Raw genomic sequence first — 21,213 nt, 5'->3', positions numbered from 1 at the left:
CCATATTCTGTCGTTACAAACTAATTAGATGTAATAAATGATAAATACCCCCCTTTGCTCATGATTTTACCAGATAATTCAAAGAACAGCAGTGAAATATCAACTCGCTTATGAGCAACTTTATGATAAACTGATTTGAAATAATCTATTTGATTATAAGGAATATTCTGTACCCTTACATACGGCGGATTCCCCACCACCACGTCGAAGCCGCCAGCGGCGAAGACTTCGGGGAAGGCGGCGTGCCAGTCGAAGGCCCGGTCGCCGGCCACGGCGGGGTCACTGATGAGGGAGTTGCCGCAGCGGATGCCGTGGTCGAGGGAGGTGAGGGGGCGGCCGGGGTTGGCGGTTTGCAGCCAGAGGCTGAGGCGGGTAATCTGCACCGACTCGGGGTTGAGGTCCACGCCGTAGAGGTTGTGCTGCAGGATGTGGCGGTCGAGGTCGAACACCTCAAACTGCCCGGCGCGCAGCTCGGCCAGGGCCTGGTTCACGGTTTCGCCCTCGCGCAGCAGGTACGTGAAGGCTTCGTTGAGGAAGGCCCCGGAGCCGCAGGCCGGGTCGAGCACCCGGATGCCGCGCAGGCGCTGCCCGTAGGCTTCCCAGGCATCGATATGTTTTTGGACGCGTGGCTCCGGTTTCAGCAGGCCCTTGCCGCCCTGCCGCACCCGGATGCTGGCCCGGTCGGCCTCGGTCAGGTCGGGCAGCGCCTCCAGGCCGGCCTCCTGGCGCCGCTCGCGCAGCCAGCCGCCCACGGCCTGCTCCACGATGTAGCGGGTGATGTAGTCGGGGGTGTAAAAGATGCCGTCCTGCTTGCGCTTGCCCTCTTTGGCGGCGGGCGGGGCCTGGCCCAGCAGGCGGGCGCGCTCGGCCTCCAGGTCGGCCAGGCTCTGCTCGAAGATGTGGCCCAGGATGTTCACGTTCAGCTCGGAGGCGAAGTCGTACTGCTCCAGGCTGATGACCGGGCCGAGGGTGCGGTCCTTGATGACGAGGGCATCCAGGGCCGCGTCGGGGGCGAAGAGGCCGCCGTTGAAGCGGTTGATGTTGGCCTGGGGGTTGCCCTCGTCGATGCTGCGGAACAGGCCGCGCACGGTGCGGTAAATCTTGTCGTCGGCGGGGTCGAACACGTTGGCCCGCACCGCGTCGAGCAGGCGCCGGAAGGTGAGGCGCGGAATGATGCCCTTGTCCTCGCAGAAGCACACGAAGATGACGCGGTCGAGCAGCTTCTGGGTGTGGCGCAGCAGGTCGAGCGGGTCCACGGCGGGGTTCTGCTCGATGAGGTGGTCGAGCAAATCGCGCCGGGCCTTGCGGTAGTCCTTGTAGAACTCCTTGCTGATGCGGGCCTCCTGCTCCTGGCGCTGGCGCAGGGCCTCATCGAGCGGGGCCTCGGGCTGGCCGGCGGCGGGCAGCAGCTGCGGGGCGCCCAGCAGGGCAAAGAAGCGGCGGAGGGCGGCCGGGTCGTCGGGCAGGGTGCGGAAGTCGAAGAGCTCGGCGCGGGTCTGGTCGTTGGCCGCGTACAGGCGCAGCTCCACGAAATTGCTCACGAGTACCCAGCGGCAGCTCGGCCCCATCTTGGAGGGGTAGCTGAAGGCCTGCTCCACCGGGGTTTCGGCGCGGCCTTTGGCCCCAAGCTTCTGCTTGGCGTCGAGGCGGGTGCGGGCGTCCTTCAGTTCGATGACGGCGCGGGTGGGGCCGCCCAGGGCGCCCTTGCCATCGGCCGCGAAGTGGCCCAGGGAGCCGTCGGGCTTGGTGCCGTCCACGGCGGTTTTCTGTTCGAGCAGCAGCTGGCGGAAGTCGGTGCGCTCGTGCTCGTAGCCCAGCGCCTGCCCGAATATCAGGGTCAGGAACTCGGCCTGGAGGGCTTCCTCCTTCTGGCTGGTAACGTAGCCGGAGGCAATGCGCTGCTGCCAGCTGCGCAGCTTTTCGAGGCGGGTGGCGAAGTCGGGCAGCGCCTGGGCAGGCTGGTAGGTGGCGAGTGGGGCGGGCAGCGCGGCCGGCGCCGGGGCAAATAAGGATAGCATAGAGGGTAAATGTAGGGTAAATACCTTACCCCCGGCCCCCTCTCCTGGGGGAGAGGGAAGCCAGCCGCCCAAGGTTTGCTTGTGCAGGGGAAGCTAACTCGTGAAGGCTGTTGGCGAGGGTGAGATTCACGAGGCCAACCCTGCCCCGCCGTGGCTCCCCCTCCCCCTTTGCCCGGCTACCAGAAACCAGTGCCCCTACCCTTCCACCACCAGCGGCTGCTGCCGTTCGAAATCGTACAAGGTGAGGGTGCGCAGCTGATAATAGGCCACCCAGCAGGCGCGCAGGGCAGCAATGTAGGCGCGCTTGGCGCGGTCTTTCTCGCTCTGGGCAATGTTGAGGTCAGTGAGGGAGATGCGGCCCACCTGGTAGGTGGCCCGGCTGATAGCGTAGCGGCGCTGAGCCAGGGAATCGGCACGGGAAGCCAGGGCGAGCTGCTGGTTGAGGGCGCCCAGCTGGGCAGCCTGGGCGCGCACCGTCTGCTCGAAGGTGAGCTGCTCCTGCTGCACCTGCTGCTGCACCTGCTGGCGGCTTAGCGCGGCGGTTTTCACGGCCGCGCGTGTCTTGCCCCAGTCCACAATTGGCATGGAGAAGCCCAGGCGCACTTGCTGCTGGTCGTTGGGGTTCACATAGCTGCGGCCCAGCTGGTCAGCGCTGCTGGCCAGTCCGAAGCCGGCCGACAGGCTGGCCTGAAAACCGGTGGTGCCTTTGGCCTGGGCCACGCCCCGGTCGGCTTCGAGCAGGCGCCGCTGAAACAGCAGGGTTTCGCGGCGGTAGCGGCGGGCCTGGGTGAGGGCGTCATCGGCCGAAACCTGCAGGGCGGGCAGCAGCGCCGGCACAGCCAACGGCACGGCGGGGTCGAGGGTGAGGCCGGCGTAGCTGGTGAGCTGCACGGCAGCCTGGCGGGCCTCCACCCCGGCCTGAATTTCGGCCTGCTCGGCGCCGAGCAGGTTCAGCTCCAGCAATAGCAGGTCGTTTTCGGAAAGTCGGCCCAGCTTATACCGTTCCCGGCCCATGCGCAGCATGTCGGCGCTGGCCTGGCGGTTCTGACGGGCCACATCGGCATTCACTTGCTGCAACAGCACGTCGAAGTAAAGCTCCGTCACGCGCTGGGCAATGGTTTCCCGGTCTTGGGCATACTGGCGGCCCGATTCCTGGTAGCGCAGCGGCTCAATGCGCTTGTTCCAGCTCAGGGCGTTGAAGGCCCCAATGGGCTGCGAAAAGCCCAGGGCCACGGGGCTGCTGTTGTAGAGCCGCTGCTTGCCTTCAAGGTTATCGAAGCGCTGGAGCGTGGAGCCTACTGTGATTTTGCCGCCCGTGAAGCCAATGGCCTGGGTGGCGGTAGTAGCCAGGTACGACGTGTTGATGCGCACGGCCCGAAAATTCGTTGTACCATCGGGCTGGGTTACGGCCAAAATGGAGCGGCTGTAATCGGGCAGTACGCCTTCCAGGGCCAGCTGGGGCTTGTAGTCGGCGCGGAAGGTACGGTACTGCCAGTAGCTGGTTTCGCGGGCCGTCACCGCCTGCTTGGCCACGGCCGACTGCGCCAGGGTGAGCTCAATGGCCTGGGGTAGTGTGAGGGCCGGGGCCTGGGCTGAGGCGCTGATGGCCGCGCCCAGCATCAAGCCCACAATAGCCAACAGCAGGCCCCAGAGACGTAGTACTTCCAGATAAAAGGCAGAGGTTTTCATAACTCAGAAAGGCAGAAGCAGCTTGGTTAGTTGTCAGTTGTTCGTTGTCCGTGGCCAGTAGTTACTTGACAGACAGCTCGTTTACTTGCTCGTAGTCCTTCATATCGGTCATAATCATTTCCTCGCCGGGGCGCAGGCCCTGCACTACCTGCACGTAGTCGAAGTTGGCGTCGCCGAAGCGCACGGTGCGGCGCACGGCGTTGCCATCCTGCAACACAAACACCGACTGCTCCCGCCCACCCTGATAGAAGGGCCCGTTTTTCACGCGCGTCACCCGGGGGTGGGCCCGCGTGACCACGTACACCTCGGCACGCTGGTTGGCCCGCAGCACGGGGTGGTGGTTGTCGCGCAGCCGGGCGTAGAACGTCACCACGCCCTTTTCCACGGCCGGGCTGATGGAGGCAATGGAACCGGCCAGGTCGGTGCCGCCGAGGCGCACGCGCACGGCGTCGCCCACGTGCAGGGAGTCGGCGTAGGTATCGGCCACGGTGGCCCGCACCCGGAACGAGCTTAGGTCGGCCACGCGGGCCAGCACCTGGCCTTTGCTCACGGCCCCGCCTACATCCTCGCTCACCCAGGTGAGCACCCCGGCCTGGTCGGCGCTGATGGTGGCCTGCTGCAGCTCGCGGGCCAGCTCGGCAATGCTGCGCGCCTGGATCTGGCGGGTATAGCCCAGGCCCCGCTCATCGGCCTGGTTGGAGCGGCGCTGGTTGGCCATCTGGCGGCGCACTTTCTGCAACTCTAATTGGGCAATTTTCAGGTTGAGCTCGGCCTGGCGCACGTTTTCCTGGGTGCCCGAGCCAATGCCCAGCAGGTGCTGCTCATCGCGCAGGGCCGACTGCAGGCTGCGGACCTTCTCCTGCTGCACCTGCTCCTGGGCTTCCAGGTCGTTGAGGGTGCGCTCCAGGGAAAGTTGCAGCACAGAGCTCTTGTTCTGGTTTTGCAGCTGCTCATCCTGGAGCTTAGCCAGGTTGGAAGACGTCATTTCCTTGTCCAGCTCCACGATGGGCTGGCCGGGCTTCACCTCGTCGCCGGCCGTGAGCAGCACCCGCCGGATGGTCGACTGGATGGGGCTGGTCACCACTGCTTCCCGCGCCGGAATTACCACCCCGGAGGCCGTGATGGTAGCTTCCACGTCGCCGGTTTCGACGATAGTGGTGAGAAGGTCGGCTTGGTTGATACTGGGGCGCAGCACGCGGCGGAAGGCCCATAGCCCACCAACCACTACCAGCAGGGCCGCCAGTACCAGCAGCCAGCGCTGGCGGACGCGGCGGTTTTGAATAGCGGAGGAAATAGCTCTGTCCATTTTCGTTCGGTCGTGTAGAGGTTCTACCCCACTCTACCCAAGCGAAGTGCCAGTTTTACAAAAACCTCAAAATCAATAATATGACTCATGTTTATCTATCTACACGTCCAAAAAAACTGTCCGTTTCCGGACAGGGTGTTCGGATTTGCAGGGGCAGATGGGTATCCCCGGACAGGGTTTCTCCTCGGGGTGCGGACTTTTTTTTAGCGTGAGGCAACGGATTATCCAGCTCCTCCATCTGGCCTGATATGGAAACAGCCATCCGCACTCCCTTTATCGTGAGCGAAGTGCAGAACCTGCTTACGACTGAGTTGCCCGCCAAAAATTACCGTCGAAGCATGCGCTGGCTATTCGCGGTACTCAGGATGGCAAAGTGTTAAAGGGCTTTAAAACGCACTTCAAGGTTAGGTAAGGCCGTTTTTCAGCTCTTTTCACTCGGGCTCCAAACTCGAAAATCAACGAAACAGAAAATAATTTCCACAAGTACCTTGCGTTACATAGTACCTTCTGTTACCTTTGTCTTATTGATTCGCTGATACACCGGCGGTGCGACGTTCACCGTCCGCCCCGGCAGCTCCTCCCACCCTGCGCCAATCGGGCCAGGTAGCGCGGTCCCAGCCGGGAACCATTGGTTTCGGCGGCGCCCCTCGGGAGTTGGCTTTCTGGTACACCTGCTTTGCGCAGGCAGTACCCCTGCTCCTCGTATCTACCTTCCGGGCAACCACCCCTCCCAACGGAACCGCGGCCGTTGGCACGGCACGGCTTTGCCCATTTCGCCTCCCAACCTCCCTTCTTTCCGATGAAAACTCAGCTACCACTCTACCGGACCCTGCGGGGCCTGGGCCTCATCACTATGTTTTTTCCGCTGGCGGCCGCCGCTCAGCAGCAACCTACGGGCTCGGTTAGCGGTACCCTGCTCGACCAAAGCAATAAACAGCCCGTTCCCTTTGCCAACGTGGTGGTCCTGCGCGCCCAGGATTCCACGTTTGTAGCGGGGGCCGAAACCGGCGAGAATGGCAAGTTCACGCTGGCTTCGCTGGGCATGGGCAAGTACCTGGTGAAAACCTCGGTTATCGGCTACCAGCCGGTGCGCCGCAGCGTTACGCTCACCACGGCCGCGCCGGATGTGCAGTTGGGCAGCTTCTCGCTTTCGCCCATTACCACCCAGCTGAAAGGCGTGACGGTGACGGGCCAGAAAGAAACGGTGCAAAGTGACCTTGGCAAGCGCGTCATTAACGTAGAGAAAGATTTGAGCAGCGTGGGCGGCACGGCCGTGAATGTGCTGCAGAACGTGCCCTCCGTGGCCGTAGACGCCCACGGCACGGTGAGCTTGCGCGGCTCCTCCAACCTCACTATTCTGATTGACGGCAAGCCCGCCGGCACCAGCAACGGCGGCGCCGGCTCGGGCCCCCGCCTCGATCAGCTGCCCGCCTCGCGCATCTCCCAGGTGGAAGTCATTACCAACCCCTCGGCCAAATACGATGCGTCCGGCGCCGGGGTCATCAACATCATTACCAAGAAGGATAAGAAACCCGGCACCAACGGGCAGATTGGGCTGGTAGTAGGCAACGGTAGCAAGTACTCGCCTACCCTAAACCTGAGCCGCCGCCAGGGCAAAGCCACTTGGAACTTTGGCTACAACGGCCGCGACCAGCGTTTCACCGACAAGTCAAAAGGCGCCCAGACAGCTTACCTGGAGAATGGCGACGTTATCCAGACCACTCAGCAGGGCACGGGCATTGAGCGACGCATCAACCACTCCCTCAACCTGGGGGTAGACTACGAACTTAGCGAGGAACAAAGCCTGAGCTTCAGCGTGTCGCCGTCGAAAGAGGGCGAGAAGAACTTCAACACCCAGACGCTGACTACCAAGCTTAACGGCGAAGCCAAGCCCGACCAGCTGGGCCAGCAAAAAGTAGACGTGGACGTGCGGGTGTGGAACGCCGATGCTTCTTACCGCCGCACCTGGGCCCAGCAGAAAGGCCGGGAGCTGACTTCCAACGCCGGCTACGTAGTTATCGATGCCGACGTGCCCTTCACCCAGCAGCTGAGCAATGCCCCTACGCAACGGCAGCAGTTTGCAGTAGCGGCGCGCATTCTCTACGGCACCCTCGACTACACCCATCCACTGGCCGGCGACAAAGGCAAAATTGAAACCGGCCTGAAGCTGCAGATGACCGACAACGACGGCACCGCCGACTTATCCTCGGCCCCCGTCGACCGGCCTACCGACTTCCAGCCTGACGCGGCCCGGTCCGTGGCCTACGACATCCGGGAAGTGCTGCCGGCGGCCTACGTAACCTACCAGCGCACCCTGGGCCATAACTATAGCCTGCAGAGTGGCCTCCGGGCCGAATACACAAACCTGAGCGGCACCGTAAAAGGCGGCAGCGGCCGCGTGGGCCTCGATTACCTGAGCTTGTTTCCCTCGGCTACCCTGGCCAAGGAGCTGGGCAAGGAGCCGGGCCAGCAGCGCCTGCAGCTGAGCTATGCCCGCCGCATCGACCGGCCCAACTTCATGGAGCAGCTGCCCTTCCAGCTTTACCAGGATGCCCGCACCTACCGCCAGGGCAACCCTGGCCTCCGCGCCGAGTTCAGCCACAACGTGGAGCTGGGTCACCAGCTGAGCCTGAGCGGGGGCGCTTCTATCACGGGTACGTTGTTTGGCCGCTTTTCGCAGAATGTGGTGCAGCGGGTACGGGAAATTGATACGGCGGCCACCCGCATCAACCAGGCCGGCATTGTGACGGCCGAAACCTACCGCAACTTCGGCAACACCACCAACCTGGGGGCCGAGGCTACCTGGAACCAGTCCCTCACCAAGTGGTGGCGAGTATCGGCTTCGGGATCCTTATACCGCAGCGAAGTGGCTTCCAACGGGCAGCAGGGCAACAACCGCCGCACTGTGGCGGGCACCATGCGCTTTAGCACCAACTTCACGCCCCGGCCTACCCTCGATGTGCAGCTCACCGGCTCCTGGCGCTCGGCTACGCTCACGGCGCAGGGCCGGCAGCTGGCCTACGGTGGCCTGGAAGTAGCCCTGCGTCAGCGCATGTTCCAGGACCGCGCAGCCCTCACGCTGCGGGTATCCGACATCTTCGATACGCAGGTGAGCCGCTCCGAAATCAACACCGAGGATCTGACGGTGCGCAACCGTTACAAAAATGAGACCCGCGTGGGGTGGCTGGGCTTCACCTGGTACATCGGCGCTACCAAGCCACCCAAGAAAATTGAAAGCCAGCCCCAGGGAGGTGGCGGCGGATTCGGGGGCTAGCACAGCTCCCGCCAGGCACAACGAAAAAGGCGTACTGAGTTGCTGCGTTGCGCTATTTCTTCTTGTGCTGTTATACTGCCGGTTTCCTTTGGAGGCCGGCAGTATTTTTTTCCGGGTTAAGGCAGCCAGCCGCTCGGAGGCCCGACTGGCTGAATGGAACTTCCTCCCCTTCTTGCTCGCAGTGCTTGCCTTCTGCCTGCTAGCTTTCGGAACACTGGAGCTATGCTTCAAGAAGGCTTGCCGGTTTGACGGCAAATGGGGCAGTGAAAAGGTACCCGTGGGCTTCTTTACCGGCTCCGTACGCGGCTGCCTGGGGCAGCTACAAAGGGCACGCTGCCCGCCTGCTGGCAAAGTCTGTCGTGGGCGTTTCCGGTGCTGTATAACCGGCCCGGATAATGTTAGGCCTGTAGCTCTCTGGCTCACATCATCGTGCGGTTGACGCCGCTGGCACCACCCGGTACCTTTGTGCCACTCTTTCAAGCTGAGTGCAACCCCTTCAGGAATCCTGAATTTTATATTGCCTGATGTGTTAGAAAAAAATGATAAGCTCTAGGCAACCCTCGGGTAAGAACGTCCATCTAATGGAGTAACAAAGCACTTCGTGGTAGGCACTTGTCCATATTACCCCGCTTCGTTCCCCTTCCGCTTCTTCTTGATTCCAGCGCTTTTTTGACTACAACGGGTAGACAACAAAGCGAGAAAAACACAAACAAAAAATATTTTTCAAAGGTACCTTGCAAAGCATAGTAGTAAGTATTACCTTTGTTCTGTTCCTTCTACTCTATCACGCGAAAGTCCTTTTCAAATGGGTAGAGTAACCGGCCTCCGGTTTTCGTTCGGTACCCAGCATCAGCCCTGCCGACTTGTCTTTTACTTTCTCTTCGGGCTCAGGAAGCCACTGCTGCAGAACCGCGGCTGCCCAGTTCTTTCCTCGCCCACTCCGCCTTCTCTTTTGTCTTTCTGAGCTATGAAAACTTTCGCCTTCAACCGCATCCTCCTGGGTTTCACCTTCGTTTTGGCCGGCCTGCAACTCTCCGCCAGCACTTTCTACAACGGCACCGTTACGGGCACCCTGCGCGACGGGGAAACCAATGAGCCCATCCCCAGCGCTACCGTAGCCATTCTGCGCGCCACCGACAATGCCGTTATCCGCACGGTCACCACCCGCGCTGATGGTTCCTTTCAAGTGGGCAAAGTACCTTTCGGTAAGTACAAGCTCGCAACCACGGTGCTGGGCTTCCGCCCTCAGCAGCCCCGTATCACGGTCAATGGCGTCCAGACCCGCATTGCCGTGGGCACCGTCTCGCTGCAGCCTATTAAGGCCGCTAGCATAAAAGCTACTGCGGCTGCCTGCACTGCTCAGCCCCAAGGCTAGTAAACAAATACCGCCGCACAACACCCTGCCTCTTTTCGCTTACGATTCTGGTGGTAGCTATGCACCAGAAAGAAACCGCCCGACGAACTGCTCTCCCCGGAGGCAGCCAGTCGGGCGGTGCGCGTATTATCCCCAGACTATTATCATACCCCAATACCTGTTATTGAATTATTTCATTATAAACTATTGTCAACCAATAAAATTTTGTTCTAATAATTAAGGAAATATATTTTTCTTTATTATTTGCAAATCATATAGTTACATCTAATTACTGCTCAGCTAAGAGCAAATTATTCGATTTAAGCACCTTTTAGCGGGTGTTACTTTTCCTGAGTGCCTGGCGTTAAAGGCTCATGATGGATGTGTACCGTGAGCAATTACCGGATAGTTATCTGCTGATTGTGGCCCCGGAGTTCGACCCCAACGACCAGCACAAGCTTGCCAGGGGCCTGCACCGGGCCAGCCGCAGCGAAAAGCGCCTGATTTGCGTGGACTGCAGCTTGCTGACCGAGCTGCCCGAGGATGCTATTGACTTGCTCCTGGCTTACGATTTCACCCTGCGCTGCCAGCACCGCCAGCTTGTGCTCTGTCACCTACCCCAGTCAGCCACGGCCCGGTTTGCGCAGTTGCCCGCAGACGAAGCGCCTTTAGTACTGCCTTCCTTGCTGGATGCTCACCGCCTGCTGCAGCGAGAAGGCTAGGTCCCAGCAACCACATCCTATTTAGGAGCAAGGCTATCCGAGTGCCGGGAAGTGTGAGTACCTTCGCGCCCATATTTTTGGCATTCGATGAGCGTTCAGAAACCCAGCATCCCGCAAGGTACCCGCGACTTTGGCCCGGCCGTAGTGGCCCGCCGCAACTACATTTTTGGCGTAATTCGCCGCGTGTTCGAGAAGTTTGGCTACGCCCCGCTCGAAACGCCTACCATGGAAAACCTGTCGGTGCTGACTGGCAAATATGGCGAAGAGGGTGACCAGCTCCTGTTCAAAGTCCTGAACTCGGGTGATTTCCTGAACAAGAAGAACGCCGCCGTTACGGCCGAAGACCTGGAGGCCGGCTCCAGAAAAGTGTTGCCTAAGATTGCCGAAAAAGGCCTGCGTTACGACCTCACGGTGCCTTTCGCCCGCTACGTGGTGATGAACCGCGGCACGCTCACGTTCCCCTTCAAGCGCTACCAGATTCAGCCCGTGTGGCGCGCCGACCGCCCCCAGCGGGGCCGCTACCGCGAGTTTTACCAGTGCGACGCCGACGTGGTAGGTACCGACTCCCTGCTCTGTGAAGCCGAAATTGTGCTCATGATGTCGGAAGTGCTGAACACGCTAGGCCTGACGGAGCACACGATTAAAATCAACCACCGCCGCGTACTGGGTGCCTTCTACCAGGCCCTGGGCGGCGAAGGCACGGAAGTAGACCTGTTTACGGCCATCGACAAGCTCGACAAGATTGGGCAGGACGGCGTAACGCGGGAGCTGCTTGAGCGGGGCTTTTCGGAGGCTTCCGTAGCGCGGCTTTTCGAGCTGCTGAGCGTGCAAGGCTCCTTTGCCGAGAAGCTCCAGCAGCTGCAAAGCGCCTTTGCGGCCGCGCAGGTGCCTACCGAAGCCGATGGCAGCTACAAAGGCCTGCAGGAGTTAGGCCGGGTGCAGCAACTGCTCCAGGACTTCGGCTTCACCCACTTCGACCACCTCGAGTTTGACCCCACGCTGGCCCGCGGCCTCTCCTACTATACAGGCTGCATTTTCGAAATCAAGATCAACAACGTAAACATGGGCAGCGTGAGCGGGGGCGGCCGCTACGACAACCTCACGGGGGCTTTCGGGCTGCCGGGCGTGTCGGGCGTGGGCTTCTCTTTCGGGGTAGACCGCCTCTACGACTGCCTGGAAGAGCTCAACCTGTTCCCCGAGGCCGTGGCCACCACCACGCGCTGCCTGCTGGCCTCCTTCGACCTGGAAAACAGCCGCCAGCTACTACCCATTCTGCGCCAACTGCGGGAGGCGGGAGTGGCCGCCGAGCTTTACCCCGACGAGGCCAAGCTAGGCAAGCAGTTTAAGTATGCTGACGCCAAGGGCATTCCTTATGTGCTCCTGCAGGGCCCCGAGGAACAAGCAGCCAGCCAATTCAAGCTCAAGGAGCTAAGTACCGGGCAAGAGCAGTTACTAGGGTGGAATGCGGTGTTGGACGCCCTGACGAAATAGCTACACCAGCTACAATTCAACTGAGGCGCTAACGCTCGGGGGCAACACTCTTTCTCCGAGGAACGGCTGCCCTACTTCCTGAACCCGGACTTGCCAGGATGGTGCGAGTCCGGGTTTGTTTTGGCAATTTTGGCTTCTTCGCCCGCTTTCCCACCCACCCATGTCCGCCAATCACGCTCTTAGCCCCAGCACGCACCTCACCCTTGCGGCGCTGCAGCAGCTGCTCACCGAAAACAACCGCGTCACCCTGGCTTCCGAGGCCGAGGAGCGCATCCTCGCCTGCCACCGCTACCTCCACGACCGGCTAGAGCAGTCCGACGCCCCAATTTACGGCATCAACACGGGCTTCGGGGCCCTCTGCAATACCAGTATTGCGCCGGCCGAGCGGGCCCAACTGCAGGTGAACCTGATGATGTCGCACGCCTGCGGGACCGGCGAGACGGTGCCCGCGGAACTGGTGAAACTGATGTTGCTGCTGAAAGCGCGCAGCCTTAGCTACGGCCACAGCGGGGTGCAGCTCAGCACGGTCCAGCGCCTGCTCGACTTCTACAACCGCGACATTCTGCCCGTGGTCTACCAGCAAGGTTCTTTGGGAGCCAGCGGCGACCTGGCGCCGCTGGCTCACCTGTGTTTGCCCCTGCTGGGCCTGGGCAACGTGCAGTACCAGGGCTACGACCTGAAGGCCACCGACGTCCTCCACCTGTTCAGCTGGCAGCCCCTACAGCTCGAAGCCAAGGAAGGCCTAGCCTTACTGAATGGCACGCAGTTCATGTTGGCCTACGGCGTGCACTGCACCTTGCGCGCCCAGCGCCTCACGCTGGCCGCCGATGTCATCGGCGCGTTATCGTTGGAAGCCTTTGATGGCCGCCCGGAGCCCTTCGACGAACGGCTGCACCAGATCCGGCCGCACGCCGGGCAGCTGGCCGTAGCCGCCCACTTGCGGGAGCTGCTGGCCGGGAGCGAGCTGCAGGCCCAGCCCAAAACGGCCGTGCAGGACCCCTACTCCTTCCGCTGCCAGCCCCAGGTACACGGTGCTTCCCGCGATGCGCTGAGTTACGTAGCGCAGGTAATGGAAACGGAAGTAAATGCTGTGACCGACAACCCGAATATTTTCCCGGAGGACGACGCCATCTTATCGGGCGGCAATTTCCACGGGCAGCCGCTGGCCCTGGCGCTGGACTTCCTGGCCATTGCGGTGGCCGAGCTAGGATCTATATCGGAGCGCCGCACCTACCAGCTGGTTTCGGGGCAGCGGGGCTTGCCGCCATTCCTGGTGGCCGAGCCCGGGCTGAACTCGGGTTTTATGATTCCGCAGTACACCGCCGCCGGCATCGTGAGCCAGAGCAAGCAGCTCTGCACGCCGGCTTCGGTGGATAGCATTGTGAGCAGCAACGGGCAGGAAGACCACGTGAGCATGGGCGCCAACGCCGCCACCAAGGCGCTGCGGGTGGTGCAGAACACGGAGCAGGTGCTGGGTATTGAGCTGATGAATGCCGTGCAGGCCCTGGATTTCCGCCGCCCGGCTCGTACCTCCGCCCGCCTCGAACAGGTAATAGCGGATTTCCGCCAGCGCGTGGGTTTCGTCAGCCAGGACCGGATGCTTTACCCCGACCTGCACGCCGCCGCCGAGTTCGTGCGTACCTACCACTGGCAATAACTCCCCGCCCCGGTCCCCCGCGGAGCGTCCAGTCCGGGAAAGGGCTGGACGTTCTGATTTTCCATCAGCCCGATTATTTTACTTGCGCCAAAAGCTTTTGCCGGCATTTGCCGTTTAGTAAGCATGGTTTTCCTCTTTTAACGGCTTTTCTACTTGCGGCTGCGGGCATTTTTTCTTCTGGTTCTACTGCTTTCCCTGGTAAGCACGCGTGGGGTGGCCCAGTGCCAGAACACGCCCAACTCCGGGGCTTGCTTTAAAGTATATGATGCCGCAACCCGCCAGGAAGTGACGGCACTCTGCGCGGGCCAGCGTTTCCGGCTGCGCGATTGTAGCGGCCGCCCCCTCGACCCCGAGAAAGTTTATTACCAGCTCGGCACGGCCACGCTCTGCACGGGGTTTCAGCCGGGGGATACGCTTACCACCCGCACGGCCCCCACTACGGCAGGGCAGCTCGTCATTACCCAGAACACCAACTCCAGTGCCGGCACCGGCATCATCTTTTCCCGCACATTTACCGTCTACGCCACGCCGGCCCCAACCTTCACGGTACAAGCCTGCGCCCCGGGTACCGTGCAGGTTGCGCTGACTGACCGCACCTACGACCGATTTACGGTGCAAATAGGCGCTGGCCCGGCCCAGAACGTTGCGGCCGGCACTACGGCCAACTACCCCGTGCCGGCCGGGGCCAGCAGCGTAACGGTGCGGGGCAGCTACGCCGTGGCGGGGCTTTGCACGGGCACCGCTACCCAGCCTCTGCCCACATTACCGGCACCGGTAGCTCCTCAACTCACCAGTCTCACGGGATTGAACGCGGGCGTGCAGTTCACTTTTGCCGGCCTGCAAAACCAGTATCAGTACGTTTTGGAAGTGGCCGATGCTGCACAGCCGGGAGGTTTTCGACAGGTGGCCAAAGTACCGGCCAGTACCACCACGTACGTGGCACCATCGGCCCCAGCCAGCGGCTGTTTCCGGCTTCGGCTGACGGATGCCTGTGCGTCGGTAGGCGCGAAATACGTATCGGCCACGGGTTGTGCCGTGCAGCTGGCAGCCAGTGCAGCAGCCGGCCGCAACGAGCTGCGCTGGACTACTGGCGGCGCCCCTGCCAGCTTCCAGATCAGCCGAAACGGCCAACTCATTACCCAACTCAACGGCTCGGCCACTAATTATGTCGATGCTGACGTCTTGTGCGGTTCCGACTACACGTATCGGGTGGTAGCCATGACGGGGTCTGTCACTGCCACTTCTAATGAAGTGAGCGTGCGGGCTGTAACTGGGCCGCCACCGCCCAAACCCACGCTTACGGCCAGCTTCGATCTGCGCAACCGGGTTGTGCTCACGGCCTCACCCTCACCCGCTGGAAGCCAGGCCACCTTCCGCCGGGAGCAGAATACGACCACCGTAGAGCTGGGAACTGCCCCGGCCACGCTCCGCGACTCCACACTTGCTCTCTCCACGGAGCAGCCTGCGTGCTACACCGCGCTGCTACGCGACGCCTGCGGGCAGACCTCGGCCCCCAGTGCCGCTGCCTGTCCTGTTATCCTAACCGCTCTGGAGCAGGAAGCAGCCGGCCAGTATGCCGTGGCGCTGCGCTGGACCGCCTTGGACGGTGGCCGCACGGGTGCCCGCTATCAGCTGCTGCTGCTGGCTTCTGATGGACAAGTATTGCGTAGTCAGCCCGTCAATGGGCTGGAAGTGCTGGACCTAGCACCCCCGGCCGACCGGCAGGTGTTGCGTTACCGCGTGGAAGCTACCACCAGCGCGGGCGTGGTCAGCTACTCCAACGTGGTGCAGATAGTGCGGCGCGTGCGCGTGACCGTGCCCACTGCCTTCACCCCGAACGGGGACGGCCTGAACGACGTGCTGGAAGTGAAAGGGCAGTTCCTGACCAAGTACCTGTTCATTCTGCGGGACCGAAACGGCCAGGAAGTATTTCGGGGCACCAGCCGCCAGGATAAGTGGGACGGCCGCATCCGGGGGGCTGCTCCGGTGCCGGGCGTGTACGTGTACCGGTTTGAGGCTACCGATGAAACCGGCCAGCCAGTTGTGCAGAACGGCTCCGTGACGCTGTTGCGTTAAAAAAGTCCCGCCTATGCCGCGTTGCGTACCTTTGCCCGCCCTCTAACGGCAAGCCCTAGTTTACTTGCTTCAAGCAACTCTGGGCAGCCTGCAGGCATCTACCTTTTTACCACTTACTTAACCAGACGAGACTATGTTTGACATGATGGGCATGATGGGCAAGGTGAAAGAGCTTCAGGAAAAAATGAAGCAAGCCCAGGACGAACTACAATACCTGACCGCCACGGCCGAAGCCGGCGGGGGCTTGGTGAAAGCCACGGCCAACGGGCAGCGCCGTCTGCTCAAGCTGGATATTGACGAAAGCCTGCTCACGGGCCAGGACCGCGAAATGCTGGCCGACCTGGTAGTAGCGGCAGTAAACAAAGTGTTGCAGGACGTGGGCGAGCAGGCAAAGGAAGAACTCAAGCGCAAGACCTCCGGCCTACTGCCCAACGTGCCGGGCCTCGATTTCGGTAGCCTTGGCATCTAGTCCGTTGCCGCCCGGCGGCTCCTGCGCCGATGTGGCCGTGGTAATTCTGAACTGGAATGGCCAGCATTGGCTGGAACAGTTCTTACCTGACGTGCTAGCCCACGCCGACGGGGCCCGCATCGTAGTGGCCGACAACGCCTCCTCCGATACCTCGGTGGCGTGGCTGCACCAGCATTTTCCATCGGTGCAGGTGCTGGTGCATGCCCAAAACCTCGGGTTTTGCGAGGGGTACAACCACGCCCTGCGTCAGCTGGATTTCCGCTATTACGTGCTACTCAACTCCGACGTGCAGGTAACGCCCGGCTGGTTGCGCCCCCTCCGGGAGTTACTGGAAAGCAACGCTACCATAGCGGCCTGCCAGCCCAAAATCCGCTCGTATCACCAGCCAGCGGAGTTTGAGTATGCCGGAGCCGGGGGCGGCTACCTCGACAAGTTTGGATACCCGTTCTGCCGGGGTCGCCTCTTCGATACCCTGGAAGCCGACCACGGGCAGTACGACGACAGCCGCCCCGTAGCCTGGGCCACCGGGGCGTGCTTATTGGTGCGGGCCAATGCCTGGCAGGCGCTGGGCGGGCTGGAACCGGAGTTCTTTGCCCACATGGAGGAAATCGACTTGTGCTGGCGTCTGCAAAATGCGGGGCACAGCATCTGGTACTGCGGGCAAAGCACCGTTTATCATGTGGGGGGCGGCACGCTGGCAAAGTCGAACCCACGCAAAACCTACCTCAACTTCCGCAACGGCCTAGCGCTGGTGTACAAAAACTCGGCGCCGCGCGACGTTTTTAGTGTTGTGGCCACCCGCTTGGTGCTGGACTGGGTGGCCGCGCTGCGCTTTTTGCTGCAGGGCGCTACCCCCGATGCCAAGGCCATTATACGGGCCCACCGCCACGTGTGGCAGCAACGAGCTTACTGGAAACAGCAACGCAAGCTAAGCCGCCCGCACCTGACGGTAGCGCAGCGCGCCGGCACATATGCGGGAAGCTTGGTTTGGGCCTATTTTGCCCGTGGGCGCCGCACGTTTCCGGAACTACAAATCCCAGACGGTGCTGCGCTGCCGGCGCATGGCCCGGCGCACGTTCAGCCAGAAGGCCAGCGCAAAGTATAGCACGATGGGCGACCCAAAGGTGAAGAAGGAAGCATACACGAACGACAGGCGCACGCTGCTCGTTGAGAAGCCCAGCCGTTGCCCCAGCGTGTTGCACACCCCAAAGCTCTGTTTCTCAATAAAGTCGGTTAGTCGTTTCATAGCTCTTTTCTGTTCCTACCGCCACTGCCGGCCCACCTTGTGTAAATTATGTTACTTCCCGCTAACACACAAGACTTTCTTCACTTATTCGGCTCAAGTTACGTCTCTCTACGGCAGTTTTTCGTTTGAGGTCCGAAATTCTGCCCGCCGATCCGCCCTGTTGCATATGCCCAAAGTTGCGCGTTTAGTCTCTGTTGTGCTGTTAGTCAGCTTTTTGCTTTCTGGTTGTACGCTTTCCCGTATGCTGAAGGTTGCGGGCGAAGGCCAGCAAGTAGCCGTGCAGCCGGCCGTGCTGGAAACCAACGGCGAGAATGTACTCTTCGAGGTGAAGGCGCGGGTGCCTGCCAAGCACCTGAAAAAAGGCTACGCCTATGGCCTCAACCTGCGTTACCACTACGACAACGGCCTGCGCGAAGACACCGTGGGCCGCATCGGCTTTGCCTCCGGCGACTATGTGTACGATGAGGACCGCAAAGACCAGCTCGTCGCCACTAAGCAGTTCAACATCCCATTTGTGCCGCGTAAAAACCCGGGGCAGCTCATGGCCACGCCCGAAGCACGCCAGCTCAAGCCCAATGGGAAGCGCAAAGCGGGCAAGCCCTTCCTCATTGCCCGCGGCATCGTGACCACCAGCCGCTTGGTGGTGCGCCAGGATTCGCTGATTCCTTATTTGCCCGAGCCGCCCGCAAACCTGGCCGGTGGGGGCATTCGGGTGCTGCCTTTTTTCTTTGATACCGGGGAAAGCAAGATCCGCAACTACCTGGGCACCAACGTAGCCGCGCTGGAAGAATTTATTGAGGCCAACCAGAAGACCGAACTGGTAATGGTCGTGGCTGCCAACTCGCCCGAGCCCCAGGAAACCAAAAACCCGCGCCTGGCCGAGCAGCGGACCCAGGCCCTGGTGAAGTACTTCAAGAACCGCCTCGACGTCAGCTCCTACCTGAACTCGGTGAGTGCCGTGCGCTTCGAGACCAAGGCCTACCGCAACCGCTGGGACCTGTTCATGCAGAAAGTCCAGGAATCGGCGCTGCAGCCCGCCCAGGTCGACTCCATCATCACCATCCTGAATGAGTCGAAGGGCACCTTTGCGGAGCGAGAACAGCAACTGCACCGCCTTTCCTACTTCGATTACCTGGAGCAGTACATTTACCCGGTGATGCGCTTTGGCACGGTGGCCGTGAAATACTCGGCGCCCCAGCGCTACGAGTCGGAAATCTATCTGCTGTCCAAGAAGATTGTGGAAAAGCAGATGGAAGCCGATGCCCTCACCCCCGAGGAGTTGCGCTACTCCGCCACGCTCACGCCTTTGCTGGCCGAAAAGCAGCGCATCTACGAAACGGCCATTGCCACCACGGGCCGCTGGGAAGCCTACCACAACCTGGGCGTGGTGCTGGCCGCCCGCGCCGAAAAGGAAGTAAACCTGCGCGTGAAACGTGCTTACCAGCGCCGGGCCGCCACCAACTTCACGCTGGCCGCACACCGCAACCCCACCGCGCTTACCTTCTACCGGGCTGCCACGGCCTACCACCGCGCCGGCGACAAGCTGGAAGCGCTGCAGAGCTACGACTATGCCATCAAGCTTGGTGGCCCGCGGGCTATTCTCAACCAGGTATTTGCCGATAAGGCCGCGCTGGAAATTGAAATCGGCCAGCCCGAAGACGCCCTGCGCAGCATCAGCTTCAGCGACAAATCCTACCAGAATACCATGAACCGGGCGCTGGTGTACCTGCTCAAAAACAACCCCGACGGAGCCGCTGCCATCTACCAGGAGGCCCTCACCCTCAAGCCCAACGACGCGCTGGCGTACTACTGCCTGGCTATTATTGCCGCCCGCCAGCAGGACCCCGCCACCGTGGGGCTGCACCTGCGCCGCGCCGTGCAGCTCGACCGCAGTTTTGCCCAGCGCGCCGTGGAGGACCTGGAGTTCCGGGATTTGGCTGCGAACAAGGCGTTTGTGGAGGCGTTGAAGTAGATAGTAACCGTGGTCTAGTAATGGTCATGCTGAGCTTGCCGAAGCATCTCTACCTCTAGTTAATTCTATAGCAATTCAACGAAGCGGTGAAGATGCTTCGACAAGCTCAGCATGACGGCCTGCTTTGACTTATATATTAAGTCCAAGCCTATTCCTCATTTGCCCGGCCGCCTTCCTCGTTGTAGCTTTACGGGCCGGAAGTTTTCCGGCCTTTTCTTTTTGATTTTCGACTTTCTGTCACTGACCGACTGACTATGCGGACCATCCAATTCCGGGAAGCCCTGCGTGAAGCCATGTCCGAGGAAATGCGCCGCGACCCGCGCGTGTTTCTGATGGGCGAAGAAGTAGCCGAGTACAACGGCGCCTACAAAGTAAGCCAGGGGATGCTCGACGAGTTTGGGCCGGAGCGCGTTATTGACACGCCCATTGCCGAGCTGGGCTTTGCCGGTATTGGCGTGGGTGCGGCGGCCAACGGCCTGCTGCCCATCATCGAGTTCATGACCTTCAACTTTTCCCTGGTAGCCATTGATCAGGTGATTAACTCGGCCGCTAAGATCTACTCGATGTCGGGCGGGCAGTACTCCTGCCCCATTGTGTTCCGCGGCCCTACCGGCAACGCGGGCATGCTCTCCTCGCAGCACTCCCAGAACTTCGAGAACTGGTTTGCCAACACGCCCGGCCTGAAGGTGGTAGTTCCTTCGAACCCCTATGACGCCAAGGGCCTGCTGAAATCAGCCATCCGCGACCCAGACCCCGTGATTTTCATGGAATCGGAGCTGATGTACGGCGACAAAGGAGAAGTGCCCGAGGAAGAGTACCTGCTGCCCATCGGCAAAGCCAACGTCGTGCGCCCCGGCGACAGCGTGACGCTGGTGAGCTTCGGCAAAATGATGAAAATTGTCCTGACTGCCGCCGACGAGCTGGCTAAGGAAGGCATCAATGCCGAGGTAATCGACCTGCGCTCGGTACGCCCTATCGACTACGATACCCTCATCGAATCGGTAAAGAAAACCAACCGGATGGTGGTGGTAGAAGAAGCCTGGCCGCTGGCCAGCATCAGCTCGGAGCTGGCCTACATTGTGCAGCGCCGCGCCTTCGACTACCTCGATGCCCCCGTTATCCGCATCACCTGCGGCGACGTACCCCTGCCCTACGCGCCTACGCTTATTGAGGCTTCTTTGCCCAACGTAGCCCGCACGGTAAAAGCTGTGAAGGACGTGCTGTACGTAAGCAAGTAACTAGGTTTCATCCCAGCAAAAACGGCCCGCTATCTTTCGGTAGCGGGCCGTTTTTGGTTTCGAGTCGGGCTTTGTCCGATGCGGTTGATTCCCCGTATAGGCAGGCGAAATATCCTTACCTTTTGCCCTTACCCCACCCTGTCCCCATGAACCACCGTCTCCACCTTCGCCTCGAGCAGCTTGAACGCGCTACTGAGCAACTGCTAAAAGCCACCGCCGCCTTGGGCGAAGCCCGTAGTCATCAGGCGCCGGGCCCCAATCAGTGGTCGGCGGCCCAGGTAGTGCAGCACTTGTTGGTAGCCGAGCAGGGCATTGGGCAGTATATTGAGAAGAAGGTGCAACAGGAAGACGGCCTGGTGAAATCGGGCGTGGGCGCGCGGCTCCGGTCGGGGTTGCTGCGGGTGCTACTGCGGGTGCCGTTTCTGAAATTTAAGGCCCCGGCCCGCCTCACGGCGCTTATGCCAGAGGGAGCCAGCGCACCACCCATTGCCGAGCTGACGGAACAGTGGACTGCTTCCCGCCGCCATTTGGAGCGCCTGCTCAACGAATTTCCGGCAAAGCTGCTCGACAAGGCCATTTTCAAGCATCCCCGCTCGGGCATGCTCAACATCTACCAGACGCTGGATTTCATGGTTGACCACGTGCTGCACCACCAACGGCAGGTGCAGCGCATCAGCAAGCAGCTTGCCTGATTAGGCCAC

15 protein-coding genes are annotated in these 21,213 nt (G+C 61.1%); 11 read left to right on the top strand and 4 right to left on the bottom strand.

From position 1 onward, the window contains the following. Positions 1–20 precede the first annotated feature (20 nt). The 3 genes from HER32_RS18635 to HER32_RS18625 all read right to left on the bottom strand — a co-directional run bounded on the left by HER32_RS18635 (position 21) and on the right by HER32_RS18625 (position 5,013). Positions 21–2,018 (bottom strand): Eco57I restriction-modification methylase domain-containing protein, encoded by a 1,998-nt coding sequence (locus tag HER32_RS18635; protein ID WP_168682965.1) that lies wholly within the window; start codon positions 2,016–2,018, stop codon positions 21–23. A 195-nt stretch (positions 2,019–2,213) separates the two neighbouring features. Further along, positions 2,214–3,707, bottom strand: a complete 1,494-nt coding sequence (locus tag HER32_RS18630; RefSeq protein ID WP_168682964.1) for a TolC family protein — start codon at positions 3,705–3,707, stop codon at positions 2,214–2,216. Between the two features lie 61 nt (positions 3,708–3,768). Then, entirely contained in the window at positions 3,769–5,013 is a 1,245-nt protein-coding gene (locus tag HER32_RS18625; RefSeq protein WP_168682963.1) for an efflux RND transporter periplasmic adaptor subunit, read from the bottom strand. 799 nt (positions 5,014–5,812) lie between these two features. Here HER32_RS18625 and HER32_RS18620 point away from each other — a divergent pair. The 8 genes from HER32_RS18620 (at position 5,813) to HER32_RS18585 (ending at position 17,161) form a co-directional block, all read left to right on the top strand. After that, complete coding sequence (locus HER32_RS18620; RefSeq protein WP_168682962.1) at positions 5,813–8,287, top strand: outer membrane beta-barrel protein; 2,475 nt, start codon at positions 5,813–5,815, stop codon at positions 8,285–8,287. A gap of 967 nt (positions 8,288–9,254) precedes the next feature. Then, complete coding sequence (locus tag HER32_RS18615) at positions 9,255–9,662, top strand: carboxypeptidase regulatory-like domain-containing protein (protein ID WP_149070643.1); 408 nt, start codon at positions 9,255–9,257, stop codon at positions 9,660–9,662. 353 nt (positions 9,663–10,015) lie between these two features. Beyond that, entirely contained in the window at positions 10,016–10,363 is a 348-nt protein-coding gene (locus tag HER32_RS18610; RefSeq protein ID WP_149070642.1) for a hypothetical protein, read from the top strand. 87 nt (positions 10,364–10,450) lie between these two features. Next, positions 10,451–11,854 carry a histidine--tRNA ligase gene (hisS, locus tag HER32_RS18605; RefSeq protein WP_168682961.1) on the top strand — a complete coding sequence of 468 codons (1,404 nt, stop codon included), beginning with the start codon at positions 10,451–10,453 and terminating at the stop codon, positions 11,852–11,854. A gap of 160 nt (positions 11,855–12,014) precedes the next feature. Then, on the top strand, positions 12,015–13,511 hold the full coding sequence (gene hutH, locus HER32_RS18600; protein ID WP_168682960.1) for a histidine ammonia-lyase: 1,497 nt from the start codon (positions 12,015–12,017) through the stop codon (positions 13,509–13,511). A 153-nt stretch (positions 13,512–13,664) separates the two neighbouring features. After that, positions 13,665–15,587, top strand: a complete 1,923-nt coding sequence (locus tag HER32_RS18595; protein WP_168682959.1) for a gliding motility-associated C-terminal domain-containing protein — start codon at positions 13,665–13,667, stop codon at positions 15,585–15,587. Positions 15,588–15,720: 133 nt separating this feature from the next. Continuing rightward, positions 15,721–16,056 carry a YbaB/EbfC family nucleoid-associated protein gene (locus HER32_RS18590; protein WP_149070638.1) on the top strand — a complete coding sequence of 112 codons (336 nt, stop codon included), beginning with the start codon at positions 15,721–15,723 and terminating at the stop codon, positions 16,054–16,056. Continuing rightward, on the top strand, positions 16,046–17,161 hold the full coding sequence (locus HER32_RS18585) for a glycosyltransferase family 2 protein (protein WP_232066309.1): 1,116 nt from the start codon (positions 16,046–16,048) through the stop codon (positions 17,159–17,161). The genes HER32_RS18590 and HER32_RS18585 overlap by 11 nt, the downstream gene beginning before the upstream one ends. Here HER32_RS18585 and HER32_RS18580 read toward each other — a convergent pair. Continuing rightward, entirely contained in the window at positions 17,084–17,302 is a 219-nt protein-coding gene (locus tag HER32_RS18580; RefSeq protein ID WP_149070637.1) for a PspC domain-containing protein, read from the bottom strand. The genes HER32_RS18585 and HER32_RS18580 overlap by 78 nt on opposite strands. 241 nt (positions 17,303–17,543) lie before the next feature. Here HER32_RS18580 and HER32_RS18575 point away from each other — a divergent pair, with 241 nt between their 5' ends. The 3 genes from HER32_RS18575 (at position 17,544) to HER32_RS18565 (ending at position 21,204) form a co-directional block, all read left to right on the top strand. Then, positions 17,544–19,274 (top strand): tetratricopeptide repeat protein, encoded by a 1,731-nt coding sequence (locus HER32_RS18575; RefSeq protein ID WP_168682958.1) that lies wholly within the window; start codon positions 17,544–17,546, stop codon positions 19,272–19,274. A 254-nt stretch (positions 19,275–19,528) separates the two neighbouring features. Continuing rightward, complete coding sequence (locus tag HER32_RS18570; RefSeq protein ID WP_168682957.1) at positions 19,529–20,512, top strand: pyruvate dehydrogenase complex E1 component subunit beta; 984 nt, start codon at positions 19,529–19,531, stop codon at positions 20,510–20,512. Between the two features lie 146 nt (positions 20,513–20,658). Then, positions 20,659–21,204 (top strand): DinB family protein, encoded by a 546-nt coding sequence (locus HER32_RS18565; protein ID WP_168682956.1) that lies wholly within the window; start codon positions 20,659–20,661, stop codon positions 21,202–21,204. The last annotated feature ends 9 nt before the right edge of the window (positions 21,205–21,213 follow it).

It is taken from the genome of Hymenobacter sp. BT18, assembly GCF_012273015.1.
Lineage (GTDB): Bacteria > Bacteroidota > Bacteroidia > Cytophagales > Hymenobacteraceae > Hymenobacter > Hymenobacter lutimineralis.
Note: the sequence above shows the minus strand (reverse complement) of the source record. Positions and strands in the feature narration are given on the sequence as shown.

What these genes read in the sequence shown, in the direction of transcription:
- HER32_RS18570 (WP_168682957.1), top strand. Translation starts at nt 19,529, where the DNA reads ATGCGGACCATCCAATTCCGGGAAGCCCTGCGTGAAGCCATGTCCGAG.
- HER32_RS18575 (WP_168682958.1), top strand. Translation starts at nt 17,544, where the DNA reads ATGCTGAAGGTTGCGGGCGAAGGCCAGCAAGTAGCCGTGCAGCCGGCC.
- HER32_RS18615 (WP_149070643.1), top strand. Translation starts at nt 9,255, where the DNA reads ATGAAAACTTTCGCCTTCAACCGCATCCTCCTGGGTTTCACCTTCGTT.
- HER32_RS18625 (WP_168682963.1), bottom strand. Translation starts at nt 5,013, where the DNA reads ATGGACAGAGCTATTTCCTCCGCTATTCAAAACCGCCGCGTCCGCCAG.
- HER32_RS18565 (WP_168682956.1), top strand. Translation starts at nt 20,659, where the DNA reads ATGAACCACCGTCTCCACCTTCGCCTCGAGCAGCTTGAACGCGCTACT.
- HER32_RS18620 (WP_168682962.1), top strand. Translation starts at nt 5,813, where the DNA reads ATGAAAACTCAGCTACCACTCTACCGGACCCTGCGGGGCCTGGGCCTC.
- HER32_RS18580 (WP_149070637.1), bottom strand. Translation starts at nt 17,302, where the DNA reads ATGAAACGACTAACCGACTTTATTGAGAAACAGAGCTTTGGGGTGTGC.
- hisS (WP_168682961.1), top strand. Translation starts at nt 10,451, where the DNA reads ATGAGCGTTCAGAAACCCAGCATCCCGCAAGGTACCCGCGACTTTGGC.
- HER32_RS18590 (WP_149070638.1), top strand. Translation starts at nt 15,721, where the DNA reads ATGTTTGACATGATGGGCATGATGGGCAAGGTGAAAGAGCTTCAGGAA.
- hutH (WP_168682960.1), top strand. Translation starts at nt 12,015, where the DNA reads ATGTCCGCCAATCACGCTCTTAGCCCCAGCACGCACCTCACCCTTGCG.
- HER32_RS18635 (WP_168682965.1), bottom strand. Translation starts at nt 2,018, where the DNA reads ATGCTATCCTTATTTGCCCCGGCGCCGGCCGCGCTGCCCGCCCCACTC.
- HER32_RS18630 (WP_168682964.1), bottom strand. Translation starts at nt 3,707, where the DNA reads ATGAAAACCTCTGCCTTTTATCTGGAAGTACTACGTCTCTGGGGCCTG.
- HER32_RS18610 (WP_149070642.1), top strand. Translation starts at nt 10,016, where the DNA reads ATGATGGATGTGTACCGTGAGCAATTACCGGATAGTTATCTGCTGATT.